Here is a 21,675-nt window from a genome sequence, read left to right as displayed (position 1 = left end):
CGCGGCCCGTTACCGGTTTCGGGGGAGTTGTCAGATGGAATTTCGGCATGAACCGGTGCTGCTTCAGGAAGTCCTGGAATGGATGAACGTCCGGGAGAACGGTATTTACTGTGACGGCACGCTGGGCGGCGGCGGACACAGCGAAGCGATCCTGAAAGCATCCGGCGGAACGGCCCGGCTGTATGGGATTGACCGGGATGAGAACGCCATCCGGGCGGCGGAAGCCCGCCTGAAGGAATATCCCGGTTTCCAGGCAATCCATGGCAATTTTCATGACGGAAGGGAACTGCTGACAGAGGCAGGAGCGCCCAAACTGGACGGTGTACTGCTGGACCTTGGCGTTTCCAGTCCGCAGCTGGATACCCCGGAACGGGGGTTCAGCTATCACGAAGACGCCCCCCTGGATATGCGGATGGACCGAAGCCGGGGAATCACCGCCGCTGAATTCCTGAACAGCGCTCCGGAACGGGAGATCATGGAGGTCATCCGGGACTACGGCGAGGAGAAATGGGCGGCGCGGATCGCGCGGATTATCTGTGAACACCGCGCAGTGAAACCTCTGGCAACCACATTTGACCTGGTGGAAGCGGTGGACGCCGCGATTCCAAAGGCAGTACGCCGGAAGGATGACGGACACCCGGCCCGAAGGACATTCCAGGCGGTCCGGATCCGGATCAATGACGAGCTGGATCCGCTGGAGCAGGCGCTGCGTGATTTCGTGGACTGCCTGGCGCCGGGCGGACGAATCTGTGTCATCACATTCCATTCACTCGAAGACCGGATCGTGAAACGGACTTTCAAAACCCTTGAAAACCCATGCATCTGCCCGCCGAAAGCACCGATCTGCACCTGCGGCCGGAAACCGTCGGTGAAGGTGCTTGGCGGCGGAGCAATTGCACCATCCGGGGAAGAGACAGCACGGAATCCGCGGGCAAGGAGCGCCAAACTCCGGATTGCGGAAAAGCTGGACAGAAAGGTTTAAGCAATGGCAGTTTTGTTTGTAACAGCCACTCCGATCGGCAACCTGAGCGATTTTTCCCCGCGCGGGATTGAAACGCTGAAAACGGCCGACCTGATTATTGCTGAAGATACGCGTGTGACCATGAAGCTGGGCCAGGTATTCGGATTCCAGACGAAGATGATCTCATGCCACCGGCACAATGAGACATCCCAGGCGGAAGCACTGGCAGACCGGATCCGGACGGAAGACCTGAAGGCCGCGCTGGTAACAGATGCGGGAACCCCGTGCATTTCGGACCCGGGGAATATGGTAGTGGCCGCATGCGCAGCCCGTGGGATTCCGGTGATTCCGGTACCCGGATGCAGCGCGGGAATTGCCGCGGTATCCATTTCCGGTTTTGACGCGCGGGAATTCGCGTTTTACGGCTTTCTGCCCCGGGAGAAGAAAGACCTTCAGAACAAGCTGAAGGAGATCGGGCAGGGAGTCCGGGTGGCGGTTCTGCATGAATCCCCGTACCGGATCATTGCGCTGACGGAAGCCATCCGCGAGACCCTTCCGGAAGCCCGGCTGACCGTTTGCTGCGACCTGACCAAACTGCATGAGAAAACTCTCTACGGAACCCCGGACGAGGTACTGCAGGCCCTTGCTGCCAATGAAAAAACGGAAAAGGGTGAATACTGCGTGGTGATGGACCTTCACGGAGTACCGGAAAAAGACGCAGAACCGGCTGCTGTTTCCGGATCCGTAGCAGCCAGGCTGGCGGATGCGATCGACAGCGGCCTGTCGCTCCGGGAAGCCCAGGAAGTGCTGATCCGGAACGGTGAAAAAAAGAACGCCGTCAAACAGGCGGCGTTACGGTTGAAAAAGGCAGTTTCCGAATAAGCGGTCAGACTTTCCAGATTTCCTTTGCGTACTGGCGGATTGTACGGTCAGAGGAGAACTTTCCGGCACAGGCGATATTGATCAGGCACTTGCGGGCGAAGGCAACTTCGTCCGCTTTTGCGTCCCGGATTGCCTGAAGCTTAGCTTCATAATAGCTCGGGAAATCCTTCATGACGAAGTAATGATCGGGTTTGTGCCAGGAGGCGCCCTTCAGGATTGCGTCGTGCAGTTCCTTCAGCCGGCCGTCCTCATCGGGGAAGGTACCGTCCACCAGAGTATCCAGCGCACGGCGGAGGAGTGCATTCTTTTTATAGATTCCATTCGGATCATAGGAATCCCTGATTTTTTCCAGCTCATCGACCGTGGCACCGAAAATATAGTTGTTTTCCCGGCCGGCTTCTTCCACGATTTCCACATTCGCACCATCGAAGGTTCCCAGGGTTACCGCACCGTTCAGCATCAATTTCATATTGCCGGTGCCGGATGCTTCTGTTCCGGCAGGGGAGATTTGTTCAGAGATGTCCGCCGCGGGAATGATCTTTTCCGCCCAGGAACAATTATAGTTCTGGACGAAGACCACCTTCAGCCGGTCCCGGGTTATCGGATCGTTATTGACTTTGTCTGCGATCATGTTAATCCAGTGGATTACCGCTTTGGCCCGGTCGTAACCGGGAGCGGCCTTCGCACCGAAAATGAATGCAACGGGCGGAAGATCCTTCAGCTGGCCGCGCTTCAGCTGGTCATAGATGGCCAGGATACTCAGAGCATTCATAAACTGGCGCTTGTATTCATGCAAGCGCTTGATCTGTACGTCAAACACCATGGACGGGTCCAGCTCCACGCCTTCACGCCGCAGGATTTCACTGCTGAGCTGCTTCTTTTTCTGCTTTTTGACGGCAATGAACTTTTTGCAGAGGGAGGCATTGACCGCCGGCAGCAGCTTTTTCAGCTCATCCAGGTCGGTGATGAAGCCGGGACCGATTTTGCTTTCGATCAGGCTGCAGAGCTCCGGATTGCAGAGCCCAAGCCAGCGGCGCTGGGTAATTCCATTTGTTTTGTTCTGGAAACGTTCCGGCCAGATCCGGTACCAGTCGGCGAAAAGATCGTTCTTCAGGATTTCCGAATGCAGCTCCGCAACGCCGTTGACCGCGTGGGTGGCATAGACTGCCAGCTCCGCCATATGGACCTGTCCGTTCAGGATGATGCAAAGGGAAGGTGTGATCTCCTTTTTCAGCCCTTTCATTTCCTTCCGGAAACGGGCATCAATCTTCCGGATCACGGAGACGATTTGCGGGCAGACGGATGAGAGCAACGCCAAATCCCATTTTTCAAGGGCTTCCTGCATGACTGTGTGATTGGTGTAGGCAAACGTGTCGCAGGCAATCCGGAACGCATCCTCAAAGCTGACGCCGTCTTCATTCAGGAGCCGGATCAGTTCCGGAATTGCCATGGTCGGATGGGTGTCATTCAGCTGGGCAGCCGTTTCACGGGCAAAGAAGGAATAGTCGCTGCCGTGGCGTTTCCGGTATCCGCGGAGGATATCCTGCATGGTTGCGGAAACCAGCACATACTGCTGTTTTACACGCAGCTGCTTTCCTTCTTTTCGGGTATCATTCGGATACAGGAATTTGGTGATGTCTTCCGCCTGGTTCTTATTGGCGGCGGCTTTGGCGTACTCCTGCCGGTTGAACAGATCGAAATCCATCTCATGCAGACTTTCGGTCTGCCAAAGCCGCAGCGTTCCGATGTTCTTCATTCCGTATCCGATCACCGGCATGTCATACGGAACGGCCAGGACGTCTCCGGTCTTCATCGAAACAACCACTGCGTCATCGGGACGGCGGATGGACCATGGATCCCCGTAACGGGACCAGTCATCCGGTTCCTCCGACTGGCGGCCGTCCACAAACTTCTGCTTAAACAGACCGTATCTGAAACGGAGACCATATCCGGTCAGCGGGATATTGCAGGATGCGGCACTGTCCAGGAAGCATGCGGCGAGACGGCCGAGACCGCCGTTGCCGAAGGCGTCATCCTCCACATCCTCCATGATGGCAATATCCACGTTTTTTTCCTTCAGCAGGGTGCGGACTTCATCCAGCAGGCCCATACAGTACAGGTTATTGTATACGAGACGGCCGACCAGGAATTCCATGGAAAGATAGTATGCCTGGCGGCGGGGAAAACGGGCGTCCTCCCGCTTCTTCCACAGCGGGGCGATGGCATCCATGGCAGCGCCGGACAGGGCGTTGTGCAGTTCTGTTGCAGAAGCCTCCGCCAGCGTTTTATGGGTTTCGGTCATCAGGCGCTGTTCCGCGTCCCGGACCAGTTGCTTTGCGTTCATGATCAGGTTTTACCTCCTGTTTGTCTGACGATTCAGTGTATAGTACCGGAGAGAAAGCTCCGGAGAAAGCGCATCCGGTTTCATACGCCATTTCCAGTTGCCGCCGGTCGTTCCGGGAAAGTTCATTCTTGAGCTTCCGTCGAGACCGAGGACATCCTGCATCGGAACAATCACCGTGTCGCAGGGAGATTCAAACAGCGCACGGATGAAAGCTTCCGGAGCTTCCTCCGGAGTGGAGAAGCCAAGCTTTTTCCCGGCAAAGGCCAATGCTTCAGGTGATGCTTTATCCGCCCATCCGCGTACGGTGTCATTGTCATGGGTGCCGGTATATGCAACCGTGTTGGCAGTATAGTGGTCAATAAAATGGGGATTGCTCTCATCGGAATCAAAACCGAATGTCAGCACTTTCATTCCGGGATAGCCGCACCAGTCGAGCAGCTTCTGAACCCGGTCATTCACACAGCCGAGGTCTTCCGCAACGATCCGGATGCCGGGCAGTTCCCGGTTCAGCACCTGGAACAGTTTTTTTCCAGGACCGACAATCCACTTGCCGCTGCGGGCATTCGGCATGCCGTGTTTCACGGAGTAATAATTTGCGAAACCGATAAAATGGTCGATCCGGATGATATCGAACAACGAAGCCATTCCCCGCATCCGGTCTACCCACCAGTCATATCCGCGGCGCCGCAGACGATGCCAGCGATACAGCGGATTTCCCCATAGCTGACCGTCCGCAGAGAAGTAATCCGGCGGTACACCGGCTACCTTTTTCGGGATCAGATTCCGGTCCAGCTGGAAAATCTCGGGATGCGTCCATGTGTCGGCAGAATCTTCGGCCACATAGATCGGCATATCTCCGAAAAGCATAATGGAGCGCTCATTGCAGTAGCGCTTCAGAGCCATCCACTGCGTGCGGAAAAGATACTGGCAGAAAATATGGAAGTCAATTTCGGAACGGAGCATCTCCGTATATTTCCGGACGGCTTCCGGCTTCCTGCGGCGGATATCTTCATCCGGCCAGGCGGTGTACATCAGGCCGGAGAAATGTGTTTTCAGTGCAGTGAAAAGCGCGAAATCGCTGACCCAGGGATTGTCCCGACGGAACTGCTCCACAGAGTCTGAAAGATGTTCCCGTGACTGGGCAAAACAGCGGCGGAGAAGCATATCCTTGTTTTGACGGACTGCGTCATAATCCACAACCTCGGGATTATCCGGCGTGAACTCTTCCGCATCCTCATAATCCAGCAGGCCTTCTTCCCGCAGCGACCTGCAGGAGATCAGCAGGGGATTACCGGCAAAGACAGAGGAAGACTGATACGGGCTTTCACCGTATCCGACCGGACCGATCGGAAGGACCTGCCAGATCCTCAGGCCGGAGGCGTGCAGGAAGTCCGCAAACGCGTATGCTTCCCGGCCGAGTGAACCGATACCGCCCGGGGAAGGAAGCGAGGAGATATGCAGCAGGATACCGCTTGTACGCATAGGGATCATACTCCTTTTTCGGTAGTCAGGTCCGTGAAACAGACGACGGGGGAGCAACGGATTCCCGACGGTGATAAATGCCCTCCACCAGGATATGACGCGGTTCGGCATTGGATTCGATCATATCCAGCAGCAAATCGACGCTGCGCATAGCAATCTCATTGACCGGCTGCTCCAGTGTGGTCAGCCGGGGGACAGTGTAACGGCTGATATCGATTCCGTCGAAACCGATCACGCTGATATCCTCCGGGACGGAAAGGCCCAGATCCTTCAGGGCCCGCATAGCACCGACCGCAACCGTATCACTCATGGAAAAGAGCGCGGTTACATCCGGATGCTCCGAGAAGAAAGTGCGGGCTGCCTGGTATCCGGCTTCATAGGAGAAACGGGTTTCGCAGTAATCTTCCTGGCGATAGGTGAGACCCTGATCCGTGAACGCGTCACAGAAGCCCTGGAATCGCATGGCAAGAGAGTCGCCCGCAACAGGATCGGATCCGAAGACCGCCACGCGCCGGTGCCCCAGAGAAAGCAGTTCGGCGGCAACCTGATATCCCATTGCCCGGTCGTCAATTGCAACGGAAGAAGCCCGCGGCAGATCGGCGGATTTCGCATTTACAGTCGTGAAAACGACAGGAATATCCAGATCGCGGATCGTACTGACCCGCTCGTCGATCAGGCTTCCGACAAAGATGATCCCCTTGACGGCATTCTGGAAGGACAGCCGAAGCGCTGTCTGGAACTCATCATCCTTTTCATCGATATACTCGGTGATGAAGATGTCATCCAACGAGGAAGCACGGTTCAGAATCGCTTCCGCCAGGTTGCTCAGGAAGGGATTGGAACGGCCGCGGACCACAACGGCAATGACCTCGTTATTCTGCTTCAGGCCGCGTGCGTTGGTATTCCCGACAAAATGGTTTTCCTGAATGATTTTTTCAACACGGATGCGGGTTTCCGGATTGACATCCGGACGATGGTTCAGTACCCGGCTGACCGTCGTTACAGAAACGCCGGCCAAACGGGCGATATCCCGAATCGTATAGACTTTCATTCTGGACCTCCGTATTTGGAATTGGTTACGGAAACGATAACGGTAACGTTTTCAGCCATATAATATCACAACGATCGCAATCAGTCAACGGAGAAACATAAAGGATTAAGCAGAAACGACCGGGCAGAATGGTGCGGGATGGTCTTCTGCTGCGATGTTGATTTTTTGAACCGGCTATTTTATAATTATCTGATAGAATGAAAACATGGCAAAAAGGAGGAAAATGCGATGAAAAAAGCGATTGCAGCGTTTGTTCTATCGCTGATTCTTCTTTTTGCTGCCGGCAGGCCGGCCGCTACACTGGCAGATGAATACATGGACTTCGAAGATGACCAGGATACCGTGCTGTTTGAATTCGATGGGGAAGAAATATTCGACGCCGAGGAAGAACTGTTTGATGAAGAGACGGAATTCCGCGCCGCACAGGAACATGGCCGCAGGACGGAAAACATGAACGCTTCCTCCGGATACATGAATCCGGACCTCCTGTTTGACGGTGAATACGGATACTTTGTTTCCGAGGATCAGACATCATGCGTTACTGCCCTGTACAGGGGAGAGGGAACAGAGCTGGAGATTCCTTCCAGGCTGGGCGGACTGCCGGTGGTGGAAATCGGGGATCATACATTTGCCAACAATACATTTATCGAAACGGTAGTGATTCCTGAAGGGGTAAGAATGATCGGAAAGCAGGCCTTCTTCAAGTGCAGCAGCCTGCAGTCCATCTGCCTCCCGGAAGGTGTTACCGGAATCGGGGACCAGTGCTTCGGCGGATGCTCCATGCTGGATGAGATTATTGTGCCCCAGTCGCTGGAAACGGTCGGGAGCATGGCGTTTCTCGGTTGCTTTGCCCTGCGTGAAATCACATTCGGCAACGGACTGAAAACCATCGGGGACAATGCATTCCATACCTGTTCAGCATTGGGGAAGGTCACTGTTCCCTCCGAAGATGTTGCCATTGAGCCGAACGCATTTGAGGAATGCCCGGATGAAATGGAACTGATCTATGCGGACCGGATGTGAATAAAACCCAACAAAAAAAACCGTTCTGAACGAACGGTTTTTTACTGCAGTGTTACTGGATAATCATCCGGCCGCAGGTTTCACATTCCACCAGGGCACCTCCCTTGATCCGGGAGAGAATAGCGGAGGGAAGGGAAGTGTTGCAGCCGGAGCACTGACCGTGGGTCAGCCGGGCAACAGGCGGGGAGATACGGCGCTTGATGGTATTGTATTCCTCCAGCAGGCCGGCATCTACCTTTTCCTCCAGTTCCTTGGCTTTGGCCCGCTGGGCGTCCAGCTCCGTTTTTTTGCTTTTGGACTCCTCTTCATAATCAGCCTTCAGCTGGTCAAACTGCTTCTTGGCGTTTGCAGCTTCCAGGCGGACGCTTCGCTGAAGCTTGTCATTCGCTGCGGATTCCTTGACAATCCGATTGATTTCCAGCTCGTACTGGCGGATGGTTTCACGGCATTTTCCAACTTCAGCCATCATGGAACGAACGCTCTCCGCGGTTTGCGGCGGTTCTTTTTCAAAACGCTCCCTGAGCTGGCTGAGCTGCGCCTGGGAATGATCCAGTGCCTGGGTAATGATATCTTTCCGGTCCACCATGGCGGCGGTATCGGATTCAATCTGCTTATACTGCTTCTGGCGCTCCAGAATCAGGTCACGCGTTTTTTCGAGCTTCTGGCGGGTCGGGGAGCGCTTGATTGCGCTGGCAATCGCATCCGCTTTCATGTCTTCGGCCTGGAAGAGCCAAAGAGCTTCAAACTGTTCCATAAAGGGGCCTCCTTCCGACAGGAAAACACCGCCTGTCACGGCTGCTGGGGAAATGAATAAGCAGGGATTCCAGATATATAAACCCCTACATTACATTTTACCGTATTCATACTGTTTTGTAAAGCTTGCGCCAGGGCACGGATTCCCGGCTCTTCGGTTGCAAAATGGCCGCATTCGAAAACAATCAGACCGGCGTCCACCGCAGCCAGGGCAACATGATGATGGATTTCCCCGGTCACAAAGGCATCACAACCGGAGGAGGACGCATCGGTCCAGCTGTCACCGCCGCCGCCGGAGCAAAGCCCCACCCGGCTGATCATCTGTCCGGCCGGACCGTAGACCCGGACAACCGTGGCCAGGGCTTCTTCCAGACGATGCGCATAGTCCTGTGCGGAAACGGGTGAATCCAGGGTACCGGTACGGAAAAAGTCGTGCCCGGAGACATCGGAAAGACCGCAGAGCGCCGCAAGTACGTCATTGATTCCGTCCTCAGCACGGTCCAGGTTGGTATGGGCGGCAATCAGGGACAGCCGGTTTTCCAGCATGCGGCTGATCAGCCGGCCTTCATAACCCTCATCCGTAATCCGCCGGACCGGTGAGAACATCAGCGGATGGTGCGTGATGATCAGGGATGCACCCAGGCGGACAGCTTCATCAATGACCGGTCCGGTTGCATCCAGGGCAAAGAGAATGCCGGTGACTTCCTGACACGGAGAACCGACCAGCAGGCCGCAGTTATCCCATTCCTCCTGGGAATCAAAAGGCGCAACAGCATCAATCAGGGCCAGAACATCCCGAACGGTCATTTTTCCACCTCCGGACTGCAGCGGGCAATCATTTCATTCAGGTAAGCAATATCGGACGAAAGCTGGAGCATCTCAGCCGGATCCGGATCTGCCGCACGGCGGACTCCGGCAAGGCGGACCGAAAGGATCTGCCGTCTTCGATCCAGAAACCGCGGAAGAACCGGAGAGCGGGAATCAAAAAGCGGCCCCCCGAGACGGATTTCCCGGCCGGACAGGGGAGCAATCCCCGGACGGGCGCGCAGCACCAGGTAATACCGGCCGGAAGCAAAGCACGGCTCTTCCCGGTCCAGGTGGTAGCCGATTTCCATGATGGTCTGACGAATCAGATGCCAGTCTGTATGGGCTGAAACAATCAGTGAAGCATTCTGCAGCCGGTCCCGTCCTGAAAGCAGGATGGAGCGGATGGTCTGACCGCCCATTCCGGTAATGGAGATGACATCACATTTTTCCGAAATGGGGGACAGGCCGTCCCCAAGCCGCAGGTCCGCCCGTTCGGACAGACCGCAGTGAATGATTTCCCGCCGGGCGTTTTCCAGCGCATCAGGACTGATATCCGTCAGGATCATACGGCAACAGCGGCCGCGCTGAAGCAGCGCGGCCGGCAGTCGGGCGTGATCCGTTCCGATGTCTGCAGCCAGCTCACATGGGTCAACCAGATCGTATACCAGTGACAGGCGGGCGTCCAGCGAAACGGGATGAAGGATACGCATCAGTCCAGATAATCCCGGAGCTTTTTGCTGCGGGAAGGATGACGCAGTTTGCGCAGCGCTTTGGCCTCAATCTGGCGGATGCGCTCGCGGGTAACATTGAATTCCTTTCCGACTTCTTCCAGTGTCCGCTGATGGCCGTCGTCCAGTCCGAAACGCAGGCGGAGTACCTTTTCCTCGCGGGGGGTCAGGGTATCCAGCACATCCATCAGCTGTTCCTTCATCAGGGTGAAGGAAGCGGCTTCGGCCGGGGCAGGAGCATCATCATCGGGAATAAAGTCACCCAGATGGGAATCTTCCTCTTCACCGATCGGGGTTTCAAGGGACACCGGCTCCTGAGCAATTTTGATGATTTCACGGACTTTTGCCTCAGAAATGCCCATTTCCTTGGCTATTTCCTCCGGGGTAGGCTCCCGGCCGTATTCCTGCAGCAGCTGGCGGGAAACCCGGATCAGCTTGTTGATGGTTTCGACCATATGGACCGGTATACGGATCGTCCTGGCCTGGTCAGCGATGGCGCGCGTGATGGCCTGGCGGATCCACCAGGTGGCATAGGTGGAAAATTTGAATCCCTTTCGGTAATCAAACTTCTCAACGGCTTTGATCAGGCCCAGGTTGCCTTCCTGAATCAGGTCGAGGAAGAGCATGCCGCGGCCGACATAGCGCTTGGCAATGGAAACCACCAGACGAAGGTTTGCCTCCGCCAGTTTCTGCTTTGCGCTCTCATCGCCTTCTTCCAGGCGTTTGGCAATTTCAATTTCTTCTTCGGCGGTCAGCAGCGGCACCTTGCCGATTTCCTTCAGGTACATCCGGACCGGGTCATCAATGCTGATACCTTCCGGAACGGAAAGATCCAGCGCATCGGAGGCAGAAGAATCATCCAGGACAGCTGACTGTGCATCAGCAGATGCGTCAGACGCATTTCCGGATTCCGGCAGCTCGTTGACCACGGAAACACCGTATGCTTCCAGCGTTTCGAGTACGTGATCCAGCTGGTCCGGATCCATTTCAAGCTCCATCAGGCGGTCCATGATTTCCTTATAGGTCAATGCACCTTTGGACTTGCCGTATTCGTAGAGCTCGTTCAGCCTTTCCTGTTTATTTTCGGGTGAAAGAAGCGACAATGGAATCCTCTCCTTCTTAATCATACGATCCGCATCATAACTGGGACGGTCAGAGAAGCCTGAGCTTTGCCTGAACATCCTGCGCCTCCTTCAGGAGGGCAGGAACGGATGAATCATCGGGAGGCAAAGCGCCGATCTGACTCATCAGGGTGTCATATCTCTTTTGCAGCGCGGATTTCCGGATTCTGGCCAGGCACTGGTTGGCCATGGAGATCAGCTGATCCGTACTGTCTGCAATGGGAGAAAGGAGAATTCTCACATAGCGGGAATGGGTTTCGTCATCCGGAGCGGTATCGACCAGCGCAGCCGGGGATTTCCCCGATATCAGGCCGGCATATATAGATTTCAACTCATCATCGTCAAAATCCTTTTCACTGATCATATCTTTCGGAATTTGGCCGGTTGCAAGAAGACTCAGCAGCGTTTCCTGGGCGCTTGTATCAGGCGGGGCGGCGCTTTCACCGGGCCGCTGCACTGAAACCGGCTTTTTCGGAACACCGGGTTCCCGGACAGGATTTTCCTTTCCGGCATGGAGTTCCATCTGCTCAAGCAGGATTTCCCGGGAAAAACCGGTTTCCACCACCAGGTCCCGCAGGCAGGTTTCACGTTCCACAGGATCCAGGGGACGAATGATTTCAGCAGCCGCGCGGGAATAACCGATTTTTCCGTCCCGGGTGGACAGGTCATGCTGTTCCTTCAGGCGGCGCAGGCGGTAGACAGCGGGGGAGATGGCGGGAAGATTCCTGAAACCTTCCAGGCCGTCCCGGCGAATGAATTCATCCGGATCCAGCCCGTCCGGAAAATCCAGTACGCGGACCGGAATCCCTTCCTGCTCCATGATTTCAAGTCCGCGCAGGATGGCATGCTGGCCGGCAGAGTCCCCATCGTATCCCAGATAGACTGCCGGAGCAAAGCGCCGCAGCAGACGGGCCTGTTCTGCAGTCAACGCGGTCCCCAGCGTAGCGCATACCCCTTCAACGCCGAACTGATTCAGGCTGACTACATCCATATAGCCTTCCACCAGGATCACATGGTCCAGATGCCGCTGCTGGCGCAGCAGGTTGGCGGCATAAACGCCCTTGCGCTTGTTGAAGACAGGCGTATCGGATGTGTTCAGGTATTTGGGCTCCTGCTTTCCAAGCGAGCGGCCGCCGAAGGCAATCACATTTTTGTACATGTCAATGATCGGGAAGATGGCCCGGTTCCGGAACATGTCAAAATACCGGGTCTCACCGGCGGCGTTTTTATTCTTTCCGGCAACAGCCAGGCCTGCAGTAACCAGCTCTTCGGCTGTAAACCCGTCAGAAGTCAGTTTATCCGTCAGCGCAGACCACTGGTCCGGAGCGGCGCCCAGGCCGAATTTCCGGATGACTCCGTCGGACAGTCCGCGCCTGCGCAGGTAAGCCAGGGCGGCTGCACCCTCCGGTTTAAAAAGCATCTCGTGATAGAACTGCGCGGCACGGCGGTTGGCATCCAGCAGCCGGAGCCGGCGGGAACGGCGGAGCTCATATTCCGGATCGTCTTCCATTTCCGGCATCGGGATATGCGCGCGTTCCGCCAGCAGTTCCACAGCGTCGTGGAAGCTGCACCGCTCAATCTCCATGATAAAGTTGATTACATTGCCGCCCGCTTTGCAGCCAAAACAATAATAGAGCTGGTGCTCTGCATCCACGGAAAAGGAAGCGGTTTTCTCTCCGTGGAACGGGCACAGGCCCCAATACTTGCGGCCGGATTTCTTCAGCCCCACATAGCCGGACACGACCTGGACGATATCCGAGCGGGAACGAAGCTCATCCAGCCATGCGGCAGGATAGCGGGATGCCATGAATCAATATCACCTCGTCCAAAAAATCAGAAGGCGGGAAAGGATGAAGGAGCGAACAATGCCGTAAATTTCCGGGTGGCATAACGGTCGGTCATGCAGGAAAGATAATCGCATACGCTGCGTTCAATTCCATCCTGGTAGCCGATCATGACAAATTCTTCCGGCATCTCACCCGGATGGGCGCAGTAGTATTCAAACAGGTGGCGCAGGACATAATCACAACGGATTTCCTCCGGATCACGCCACGGATTCCGGTAAACCCGCTGGAACATAAACTCCCGAAGCCCGTCCATGGCTTCCTGGACAACCAGTGACATGGAGAGATGGGGCTGCCCTTCACTGGCAGCGACAATATCTGTAATCATGGTATTGATCCGTTCCCGGTGAGTCTGCCCAAGGACCTTAAGGCAGTCGGGCGGAACATCGGAAAGACGGATGAGGCCGCTGCGGAGCGCGTCGTCCAGGTCATGATTCAGATAGGCAATCCGGTCCGCACGGCGGACACATTCACCTTCCGGGGTTTCAGGATACTGGGCGCCGGAATGGGTCAGGATTCCGTTCCGGACCTCCCAGGTCAGGTTCAGGCCGTTGCCGTCATTTTCGAGACGCTCCACCACACGCAGGCTCTGCTCATTGTGGCGGAATCCCTCCGGCAGCAGTGAATCAAGGGTCCGTTCCCCGATATGCCCATACGGGGTATGACCCAGATCATGTCCCAGGGCAATCGCTTCAGCCAGGTCTTCATTCAGGCGGAGTGACCGTGCGATGGTCCGGGCTACCTGCGCCACTTCCAGCGTATGGGTCAGGCGCGTTCTGTAATGATCCCCCTCCGGTGAGAGGAAAACCTGGGTTTTGAATTTCAGACGCCGGAAGGATTTGCAGTGAATGATCCGGTCCCGGTCCCGCTGGAAAACCGTCCGAAGGTCACACGGATCATCCGGAACGGAGCGCCCCCTGGATTCCGCCGCATGGGAAGCCCATGGTGCCAGCAGCAGGTATTCCTGCTGTTCCAGCCGTTCCCGAACGTTCATACACGCGCACTCCTTTTCATCCGGTCATACTGCTTGTACGAAAATATAATACAACATCAAGGCCGGAAATCCTGCTTTCCACGGAGAAATCAACCGGCTCCGGAAGGGAAAACAAAAAACAGGAGGCATATGCCTCCTGCCAAAACCGAACGGAGGATTATTTGATGACAAACAGAAGATCAAACCCGGGGAACTGTTCTGCGCCGTCATCTGCCTGGACCACATAGGAGCCGATATAATCACCGTACATCAGATACCGGGAACCGATTTCAAGACCCGGATCCTCATCGGCGTTGAAATATACGATATTTTTGTACTGTGCTCCGCTGCGGACCATGGCAGCCTGAATAATCCATTCTTCGCCGCTTTGCTGCACATCCGTCACATACAGATTGTAACCCATTGCCTGATGAATGTATTTCTCGCTCTTGTTCATCAGATTGCTGTAACTCGGACGGACTGCGGATTTCTGGATTGCCGCGCGGCGGTCCTCTTCGGACAGGCTGCGGGACGCATCGAAAGTGAGCCGCTTTGTATCAAAGCCCTTTTTGCTGAATACCAGTGTGAAATGGTAATCCGCTTCATCCGCAGTCGGCACCTTGAAAGTGAAACGCCCGGTTCCGTTGGTCCTGATCTGCTTGGTGAAATTGGTTTTTCCGCCGTCTGAAACAATGCACTGAACGGTGACACCCTTGTCTGTTGTACCTGAAATCACGGTTTCATTTGCGGTCAGCGTTTCCGGAACCGGAGAGTCGAATGTGAGGGGAAGCAGTGTCTGGCTGTATTTTACCGGGCTGAACGCATGGAAATCCTTCTGGACATCGCCATCAACCACGATAAGTGTCAGCAGCCAGGTCTTCTCATAGGGAAGGGTAACCTTCAGCTTGAAATTACCGTTCTTCTCATTCGCAGTGGCATAAAACCGGGTAGGTTCCGGACTTTCCTCATTCATGAGGACACCGATGACTTCCAGACCGGGAATGGTCTGGCCTTCGACCGTAAATGTATCCAAATTGGTTTCAACCGGGGGATTTGTGATGATATTCAGCTTTCCGGATTCCGACACGCTGCTTCCGCCGCCGGTTCCGCCTTCAGAAAGGCTGAGTGTATTGACAATCCGGTTCAGCTGGGTCTGGTCACCCGCACGGAGGCCGCGGTCAAAAACCTGGTAGTCGAAAACGATTGTATAACCGCGTGCAACGGTCTTGGCGACATAACCCCAGTACACCTTTTCATCGGTCGTACGCTTGTACTGGAGACGAAGGAAGTAATTTTTGTTTGCCTGCTGCTTTTTGGTTACTTCACGCAGGGAATACCCATCTGCTGCATAAGCCGAACCATCCTTATGGGAACTGATAAAGGACTTCCAGTTCTGGTCGGCGGAATGGTTAACCAGGTCGTAGTACAGTTTGGAATCCGCGTCTTCCCGGACTGAGATTTCCAGACAGGAGTCGGGCTTCTTGCTCTGGAACCAGGCCTGCATGATAACGCCGCGTTCTTCCCAGTCGGAAGTCAGCTGCTTAGCTGTTTTCCCGATCCTGGAAAGCAGGTCGGGATGGCTGGTGAGATTGTCCGGAGTCAGCACGATAAACTTGGCGTCCGGGATTTCAACGGTGCCGGGGCAGGGAGCCAGGGAATACGATGTATCCGCAGCCGCACAGGTGCAGCACAGCAGCGCCAGCAGCAGGACCGTCACCCATAAAATCTTACGCACAAAATCCACGACCTTTCAGAAAGGTTTTGTCACCCGCAGACGGGCCGGAAAAGCAGGAAAGAACCGCTCCTGCACAAGAATCAGCAAAATTGATTATACCATAATTTAGTGGAATGGCAAGAATCAGTCCGCCGTGCCGGCCGGAGGCTCCCGGCGGGAGACAAGAGCTTTCCGACGCTTCAGGAAGGTTTCGCGGTCCATGAGGACGACGTGACCGCAGCGAAGGCAGCGGATTTTGATATCCGCGCCGGTCCGGATCACTTCCCATGTGTCATTTCCGCAGGGGTGGGGCTTTCGGGTCCGGATCACATCGCCCGTCAGGATATCATTCTGCATGGGGCACCTCCATGATTCCAATACTGATATTTCCATATATAATAATACGGAACGGCTGAATAATCAAACCACCCTCTCCGGCCCCGGTTTACATCGCGGGAAAGATTTGATAAAATACCTAAGATTACGGACAACTGACAACCAGAGCATTCGGGAGGAAAAGCAGCGTGGACCGGAAACTGGATCCTGTGGGCGTTTTCGACAGCGGTGTCGGCGGAATCAGCGCATTGCGGGAAATGAGGCGCGTTCTTCCCTCAGAGACATTTATTTATTACGGGGATATCCGAAATGCTCCCTATGGCACCAAAAGCACCGATGAGGTGATCGGATACGCCCGGGCGGTTGTAAAGGAGCTGCTGGACCAGAAAATCAAAGCCCTGGTGATTGCGTGCAATACTGCAACAGGGGCGGCAGCCGCCACACTGCGCAGGGAACTGACGATTCCGGTGATCGGAATGGAACCGGCGCTGAAGCCGGCATCCGAAGTCCGGAAAAACGGCCGGATCCTGGTGCTGGCGACTCCCCTGACGCTGCATCAGGAAAAGTTCAACCGGCTGATGGAAAAATACGGGGAAGGTGCAGAACGCGTTCCGTGCAACGGGCTGATGGAGCTGGTTGAGAATGAGGATTTCGACGGCGCCGAACAGTATCTTCGGGAGCTTTTTGCCGGCTTTGACATGGAACATGTGGATGCGGTTGTGCTGGGATGCACCCATTATGTGTTTCTGAAGGATATGATCCGGGACATGATTCCGGACAGAATTGCGATCACTGAGGGAAGTGAAGGCACCGCGCGGCAGCTTCGGCGCGTCCTGCAGAAAAACGAACTGCTGAATGAACAGGGAGAAGGCCGAGTGATCCTGCAGACCAGCGGCACGGAGAAGGATATTCTGCTGATGCGCAAACTGCTGGAAACGGACAAAATGGGAAGATAATGGTCAGAAAACGCAAATCAAGGCTTTTCAAAGGACGCAAGATATGGTATAATATAATTTGACTGGCATATGATTCCTGCTGTTCCGCAGGATTATATTTAGGAAAACATAAATATGGAGGTTGGGATAATATGGCTGAATTCATAACCGGAAACATTCGCAATGTTGCACTGATGGGCCACGGCAGTGAAGGGAAAACCACGCTTATCGAAGCAATGCTCTTTGCTGCCGGGATGACGGACCGCCAGGGCAAAGTGGAAGACGGAACCACCGTCTCCGACTTTGATCCGGAAGAGAAAAAACGCGGCTTTTCCATCAGCGCCAGCTACGCGCCGATCCCGTGGGCCGGAAAAGTCATCAACGTGATCGATGTGCCCGGATATTTTGATTTTATCGGTGAACTGATGGGACCCCTGCGCGTCATCGAGACCGCGGTGATCGTGGTCGGCGGCGTTAACGGACTGAGCGTCGGCGCTGAAAAAGCCTGGGATTACGCAGGCGCACATAATCTGGGACGTATGTTTGTGGTCAATCAGATGGACCGTGAACACGCCAACTTCGAAAAGGTGACTGCCCAGCTGCGTGAAAAATACGGCTCCAGTGTTGTGCCGATCCTGCTGCCGCTCGGTCAGGGCGCCAGCTTCCGGGGCGTTGTGAACGTGCTGGAAAAGAAGGCATACGAAGGTGCCTACAAGAAGAGCGTGGAAGTTCCGATGCCTTCCGAACTCGAGGCGGAAGTCAACGAAGCGTTCGAATACCTGACAGAGCAGGCTGCCGCCGCGGATGACGACCTGATGATGAAGTATCTCGAAGGCGAAGAACTGACTTATGATGAGATCATGGCCGGATTCCGGAAGGGCATGAAGGACGGCAGTATTGTTCCCGTCGTTGCCTGCTCTGCACTGACCGGCGTGGGTATTGCCCGTACCATGGACCTGATGGCCAAGTACCTGCCGTCTCCTGCCCATGAAGGCCTGTGCCAGAAGGGCATCAACCCGAAGACCGGGGAAGAAGTCGTCCGCCTCTGCAAGGATGAGGAACCCTTCTCCGCCCTCGTTTTCAAAACCATCGCCGACCCGTTTGTCGGAAAACTGAGCCTGTTCCGGATATTCTCCGGTATGCTGACATCCTCCTCCACGCTGTACAACGCCACGAAGGAAAAGAACGAAAAGGCCGGCGGCATGTTTACGCTGAAAGGCAACAAGCAGACGAACGTTGACAAGCTCCACGCGGGCGATATCGGCGCTCTGGCCAAGCTGCAGTTTACATCTACCGGTGATACGCTGTGTGACCCGAACAATCCTACCCTCTATCCCACGATTGAGTTCCCGGCTCCCTGCATTTCCAAGGCTGTTTTCGCTGCCAAGCAGGGCGAAGAAGACAAGGTGTTCAGCGGACTGAACCGCCTTGCTGAGGAAGATCCTTCCATCCGGATTGAAAAGAATCCCGAAACGACCGAAACTGAGCTGAGCGGCCAGGGCGAAATGCACCTGGATGTGATCCGGAACAAGCTGGCTTCCAAGTTCGGCGCCAACGCGGTACTGCAGGATCCCAAGATCCCGTACCGTGAAACAATCCGCAAGACCGTGAAGGTCCAGGGACGCCACAAGAAACAGACCGGCGGACACGGACAGTTCGGTGATGTCTGGATCGAATTCAGCCCCATTACAGACAGCGATGCTGAATTTGAGTTTGAAGATGCCGTCGTCGGCGGTGTGGTCCCGCGGAACTTTATCCCCAGCGTCGAAAAGGGACTGCGCGAGAATATCGTCAAGGGTGTTCTGGCGGGCTATCCCATGGTTCACCTGCATGCGAAGCTGTACGATGGTTCCTACCATCCTGTGGACTCCTCCGAAATGGCTTTCAAGACTGCAGCGCGTATTGCCTACAAGAAGGGCTGCATGGAAGCAAACCCAGTACTGCTGGAGCCGATTATGCATGTGGATGTGCTGGTTCCCAATGAGTACATGGGCGATATTATGGGCGACATGAACAAGCGGCGCGGCCGGATCATGGGTATGAACCAGGTCAATGGCATGCAGCAGCTGGAAGCGGAAGCACCCCTGGCGGAAATGTTCAAGTATGCAACCGATCTGCGCAGCATGACGCAGGCGAGAGGCTCCTTCAGCATGAAGTTTGAGCGGTACGAAGAAGTACCCCAGGTGGAAGCCCAGAAGATTATTGCCAACGCGAAGATTGAGGACGACGACGAGGAATAATTCCGGATCAGAATCCGATTTCCAATCAAAAAAAAACAAGCCCGAGTCCGGATTTCCGGATTCGGGCCTGTTTCATATCCGGCTATGCGGTTGTATCAGCATCCAAGAACGCGGCGTGCGGCGGTAATTCCGTCAATCGCTGCAGATACAATGCCGCCGGCGAAGCCGGCGCCTTCCCCGACCGGATAGAGACCGGCCAGGTCTTCTGCCTCACCGGAAGCAGACCGCAGCATACGGACCGGGGAGGAGGAACGTGTTTCCGGCCCGGTCAGCACAGCATCCGGCATCGCAAATCCCGGAAGCTGTGCGTTCATTGCACGGATACCGGTTTTCAGGTTCGCACAGATCATTTCGGGAAGAACTGCCCGGAGATCGGACGGAACCACTCCGGGACGGTAGGAAGGAATGACATCCCCGAACCGGTCGGAAGCCCTTCCGGCAAGAAAATCCTCCACACGCTGTGCCGGAGCGCGGAACCCGCCTCCGGCAGCCGAGAAGGCTGCTTTCTCAATTTTCCGCTGGATCACAAAACCGGACAGCGGATGATCATCACCAAAGTCCTCCGGGCGGAAACCAACCAGCAGCGCGGAATTGCTGTTTTCCGCATCCCGCGCATGAAGGCTCATTCCGTTAACGACGACACCTCCCGGCTGGGAAGCTGCCGCAATTACATATCCGCCCGGACACATGCAGAAAGTGTAGACGCCTCTTCCGTCCGGCGTATGGCATACCAGTTTGTAGGAAGCCGCTCCGAGCGCCGGATGTCCGGCGAAGGCACCGTACTGGCTCCGGTCAATCATGACACGCGGATGTTCGATCCGCACCCCCATTGCAAACGGTTTCTGACACATCCGGACACCCTGGCCGAAAAGATTCTGGACCGTATCCCGGGCTGAATGGCCGATACACAGCAAGACGGTATCCGTCAGGAATTCCCGGCGCTCACCGTCATGGGACAACACCGCACCGCAAATGTGGTGTCCCCGGATCAGCAGCTCTTCCATCCGGGTATCAAACAGGACAGTTCCTCCAAGCCGGCGGATTTCTTCACGGATCGAGGACACAACCCCGCGAAGCCGGTCTGTTCCGATATGCGGCTTGCTGTCATACAGGATGGATTCCGGAGCCCCGTGTGCAACAAAGGTATCCAGTATGTCCTGAAGCCAGGGAGACTTGACCCCGCAGGTGAGCTTGCCATCGGAAAAAGCGCCGGCGCCGCCCTCACCGAACTGCACGTTGGATTCGGGGTCCAGCTCTCCGGATTCCGACATCCGCAGTACGCTCCGGGAACGTTCTTCCACCGGCTTTCCGCGTTCAATCAGTACAGGATTTGCACCGGCGCGCGCCAGTGTCAGCGCCGCAAACAGACCGGCCGGGCCTGCACCGACAACCAGCGGGGGGCAGGGCAGGGATGCCCGGGGCAGCTTTACGGACGGCGCAGCGGAAACATATGTCAGGTTCCGGTTCCGCTTCCGCACCCGGGATTCATCCGAAACCGCAATATCGATGGTACAGACGAAATGGACATCACTCTTGTCCCGCGCATCCACAGACCGGCGGACAAGCCGCCAGGAAAGGAGCTCCTCCGAATGCAGGGAAAGCTTCTTCTCCAGCAGGGGACGGAGTGAACCGGATGCCATGTCCAGCGGAACACGGAGATTTGTCAGGCGGAGCATCAGTTATTCCTCCTCGTGCCAGCGAAGCGTATCGGGATCTGTAAAGGCGAGTGCCGGATAGCGAACCTCTGTGAGCTCGAGGCCGGATGGCGGGGCTGTCATTCCGAGATCCAGACGGCTTCCGGATTCAAAAGCCCGGCGGAAAGCATCAGGCTTCAGCTTTCCCAGGCCGATTTCCACCAGCGTGCCCGCGATAATCCGTACCATATTATAGAGAAATGCATTGCCGCTCACGGTGATGGTGATATTTCCGTCATTCTCATCAAGCGCTGCACGGTCCAGGGTTCGGATGGTGGATTTCGCGGTACCGCCGGAAGCTTCAAAAGCCCGGAAATCATGGGTTCCGATCAGGTCGGCAATTGCCAGTTTCATGGAACGGATATCCAGGGGGACCGGCACATGCCAGCAAAGGTTGCGATACAGCGCACCGGCATGCCGGCGGTTCAGAATCCGATAGGTATAGGTCTTTCCCGAAGCGAGAAAACGGGCATGAAAACCGGCCGGTACTTCCTTACCGGCCTGAACCCGGATATCCGGAGGCAGAATGTTGTTGAGCACAAACGGATATTTATCCGCCGGAATCGTACTGTCGGTATCAAAATGAACCATCTGCATCAGTGCATGGACTCCCGCGTCTGTCCGCGAGGATCCGGTTACGACAACCGGATGGCCGCAGGCGGAAGCAAGAGCTTCCTCAAGCACCTGCTGAACGGCAAGGCCGTTGATCTGGCGCTGCCAGCCGGCATAGGCAGTTCCGTCATATTCAACTGTCAGAAGGATTCTCTTCAAAACAAAGCCTCCGGAT

At 55.5% G+C, this 21,675-nt stretch carries 18 protein-coding genes; 5 read left to right on the top strand and 13 right to left on the bottom strand.

The window, feature by feature from the left end; translation table 11 throughout:
- Positions 1–34: 34 nt before the first annotated feature.
- Positions 35–982 (top strand): 16S rRNA (cytosine(1402)-N(4))-methyltransferase RsmH, encoded by a 948-nt coding sequence (rsmH, locus tag JNO48_01805; GenBank protein QTE68670.1) that lies wholly within the window; start codon positions 35–37, stop codon positions 980–982.
- A gap of 3 nt (positions 983–985) precedes the next feature.
- The gene (gene rsmI, locus JNO48_01800; protein QTE68669.1) at positions 986–1,843 is read left to right on the top strand and encodes a 16S rRNA (cytidine(1402)-2'-O)-methyltransferase; all 858 of its coding nucleotides are present in this window, start codon (positions 986–988) and stop codon (positions 1,841–1,843) included.
- Between the two features lie 4 nt (positions 1,844–1,847).
- Here rsmI and glgP read toward each other — a convergent pair whose 3' ends face one another.
- The 3 genes from glgP to JNO48_01785 are packed head-to-tail and all read right to left on the bottom strand — an operon-like array spanning position 1,848 to position 6,720.
- Positions 1,848–4,187 carry a glycogen/starch/alpha-glucan family phosphorylase gene (gene glgP, locus JNO48_01795; protein QTE68668.1) on the bottom strand — a complete coding sequence of 780 codons (2,340 nt, stop codon included), beginning with the start codon at positions 4,185–4,187 and terminating at the stop codon, positions 1,848–1,850.
- A gap of 9 nt (positions 4,188–4,196) precedes the next feature.
- On the bottom strand, positions 4,197–5,669 hold the full coding sequence (gene malQ, locus JNO48_01790) for a 4-alpha-glucanotransferase (protein QTE68667.1): 1,473 nt from the start codon (positions 5,667–5,669) through the stop codon (positions 4,197–4,199).
- A gap of 25 nt (positions 5,670–5,694) precedes the next feature.
- Positions 5,695–6,720 (bottom strand): LacI family DNA-binding transcriptional regulator, encoded by a 1,026-nt coding sequence (locus JNO48_01785; protein QTE68666.1) that lies wholly within the window; start codon positions 6,718–6,720, stop codon positions 5,695–5,697.
- A 228-nt stretch (positions 6,721–6,948) separates the two neighbouring features.
- Between JNO48_01785 and JNO48_01780 the strand changes: the two genes are divergently transcribed.
- Positions 6,949–7,743 (top strand): leucine-rich repeat domain-containing protein, encoded by a 795-nt coding sequence (locus JNO48_01780; protein QTE68665.1) that lies wholly within the window; start codon positions 6,949–6,951, stop codon positions 7,741–7,743.
- Positions 7,744–7,795: 52 nt separating this feature from the next.
- Here the strand turns inward: JNO48_01780 and JNO48_01775 are convergent, their stop codons facing one another.
- The 8 genes from JNO48_01775 to JNO48_01740 all read right to left on the bottom strand — a co-directional run bounded on the left by JNO48_01775 (position 7,796) and on the right by JNO48_01740 (position 16,040).
- Complete coding sequence (locus JNO48_01775; protein ID QTE68664.1) at positions 7,796–8,497, bottom strand: hypothetical protein; 702 nt, start codon at positions 8,495–8,497, stop codon at positions 7,796–7,798.
- A gap of 35 nt (positions 8,498–8,532) precedes the next feature.
- Positions 8,533–9,303, bottom strand: coding sequence for a Nif3-like dinuclear metal center hexameric protein (locus tag JNO48_01770; GenBank protein ID QTE68663.1), 771 nt, complete (start codon positions 9,301–9,303; stop codon positions 8,533–8,535).
- On the bottom strand, positions 9,300–10,013 hold the full coding sequence (locus JNO48_01765; protein QTE68662.1) for an SAM-dependent methyltransferase: 714 nt from the start codon (positions 10,011–10,013) through the stop codon (positions 9,300–9,302). Before JNO48_01765 ends, JNO48_01770 begins: the two co-directional genes overlap by 4 nt.
- The gene (gene rpoD / locus JNO48_01760; GenBank protein ID QTE68661.1) at positions 10,013–11,158 is read right to left on the bottom strand and encodes an RNA polymerase sigma factor RpoD; all 1,146 of its coding nucleotides are present in this window, start codon (positions 11,156–11,158) and stop codon (positions 10,013–10,015) included. The genes JNO48_01765 and rpoD overlap by 1 nt, the downstream gene beginning before the upstream one ends.
- A gap of 25 nt (positions 11,159–11,183) precedes the next feature.
- The gene (dnaG, locus tag JNO48_01755) at positions 11,184–12,959 is read right to left on the bottom strand and encodes a DNA primase (GenBank protein ID QTE68660.1); all 1,776 of its coding nucleotides are present in this window, start codon (positions 12,957–12,959) and stop codon (positions 11,184–11,186) included.
- Positions 12,960–12,985: 26 nt separating this feature from the next.
- Positions 12,986–13,990 (bottom strand): deoxyguanosinetriphosphate triphosphohydrolase, encoded by a 1,005-nt coding sequence (locus JNO48_01750; GenBank protein QTE68659.1) that lies wholly within the window; start codon positions 13,988–13,990, stop codon positions 12,986–12,988.
- 157 nt (positions 13,991–14,147) lie between these two features.
- Positions 14,148–15,704, bottom strand: a complete 1,557-nt coding sequence (locus tag JNO48_01745) for a hypothetical protein (protein ID QTE68658.1) — start codon at positions 15,702–15,704, stop codon at positions 14,148–14,150.
- A 123-nt stretch (positions 15,705–15,827) separates the two neighbouring features.
- On the bottom strand, positions 15,828–16,040 hold the full coding sequence (locus tag JNO48_01740; protein ID QTE68657.1) for a DUF951 domain-containing protein: 213 nt from the start codon (positions 16,038–16,040) through the stop codon (positions 15,828–15,830).
- A 167-nt stretch (positions 16,041–16,207) separates the two neighbouring features.
- Between JNO48_01740 and murI the strand changes: the two genes are divergently transcribed.
- The gene (murI, locus tag JNO48_01735; protein QTE68656.1) at positions 16,208–16,975 is read left to right on the top strand and encodes a glutamate racemase; all 768 of its coding nucleotides are present in this window, start codon (positions 16,208–16,210) and stop codon (positions 16,973–16,975) included.
- A 131-nt stretch (positions 16,976–17,106) separates the two neighbouring features.
- Complete coding sequence (gene fusA / locus JNO48_01730; protein ID QTE68655.1) at positions 17,107–19,194, top strand: elongation factor G; 2,088 nt, start codon at positions 17,107–17,109, stop codon at positions 19,192–19,194.
- A gap of 95 nt (positions 19,195–19,289) precedes the next feature.
- Here the strand turns inward: fusA and JNO48_01725 are convergent, their stop codons facing one another.
- Together JNO48_01725 and truA are read right to left on the bottom strand one after the other, a co-directional pair.
- On the bottom strand, positions 19,290–20,870 hold the full coding sequence (locus tag JNO48_01725) for an FAD-binding protein (GenBank protein QTE68654.1): 1,581 nt from the start codon (positions 20,868–20,870) through the stop codon (positions 19,290–19,292).
- A 3-nt stretch (positions 20,871–20,873) separates the two neighbouring features.
- On the bottom strand, positions 20,874–21,659 hold the full coding sequence (gene truA / locus JNO48_01720; GenBank protein ID QTE68653.1) for a tRNA pseudouridine(38-40) synthase TruA: 786 nt from the start codon (positions 21,657–21,659) through the stop codon (positions 20,874–20,876).
- Positions 21,660–21,675 lie beyond the last annotated feature (16 nt).

This window comes from Clostridiales bacterium, assembly GCA_017569285.1.
Lineage (GTDB): Bacteria > Bacillota > Clostridia > Christensenellales > Aristaeellaceae > Aristaeella.
Note: the sequence above shows the minus strand (reverse complement) of the source record. Positions and strands in the feature narration are given on the sequence as shown.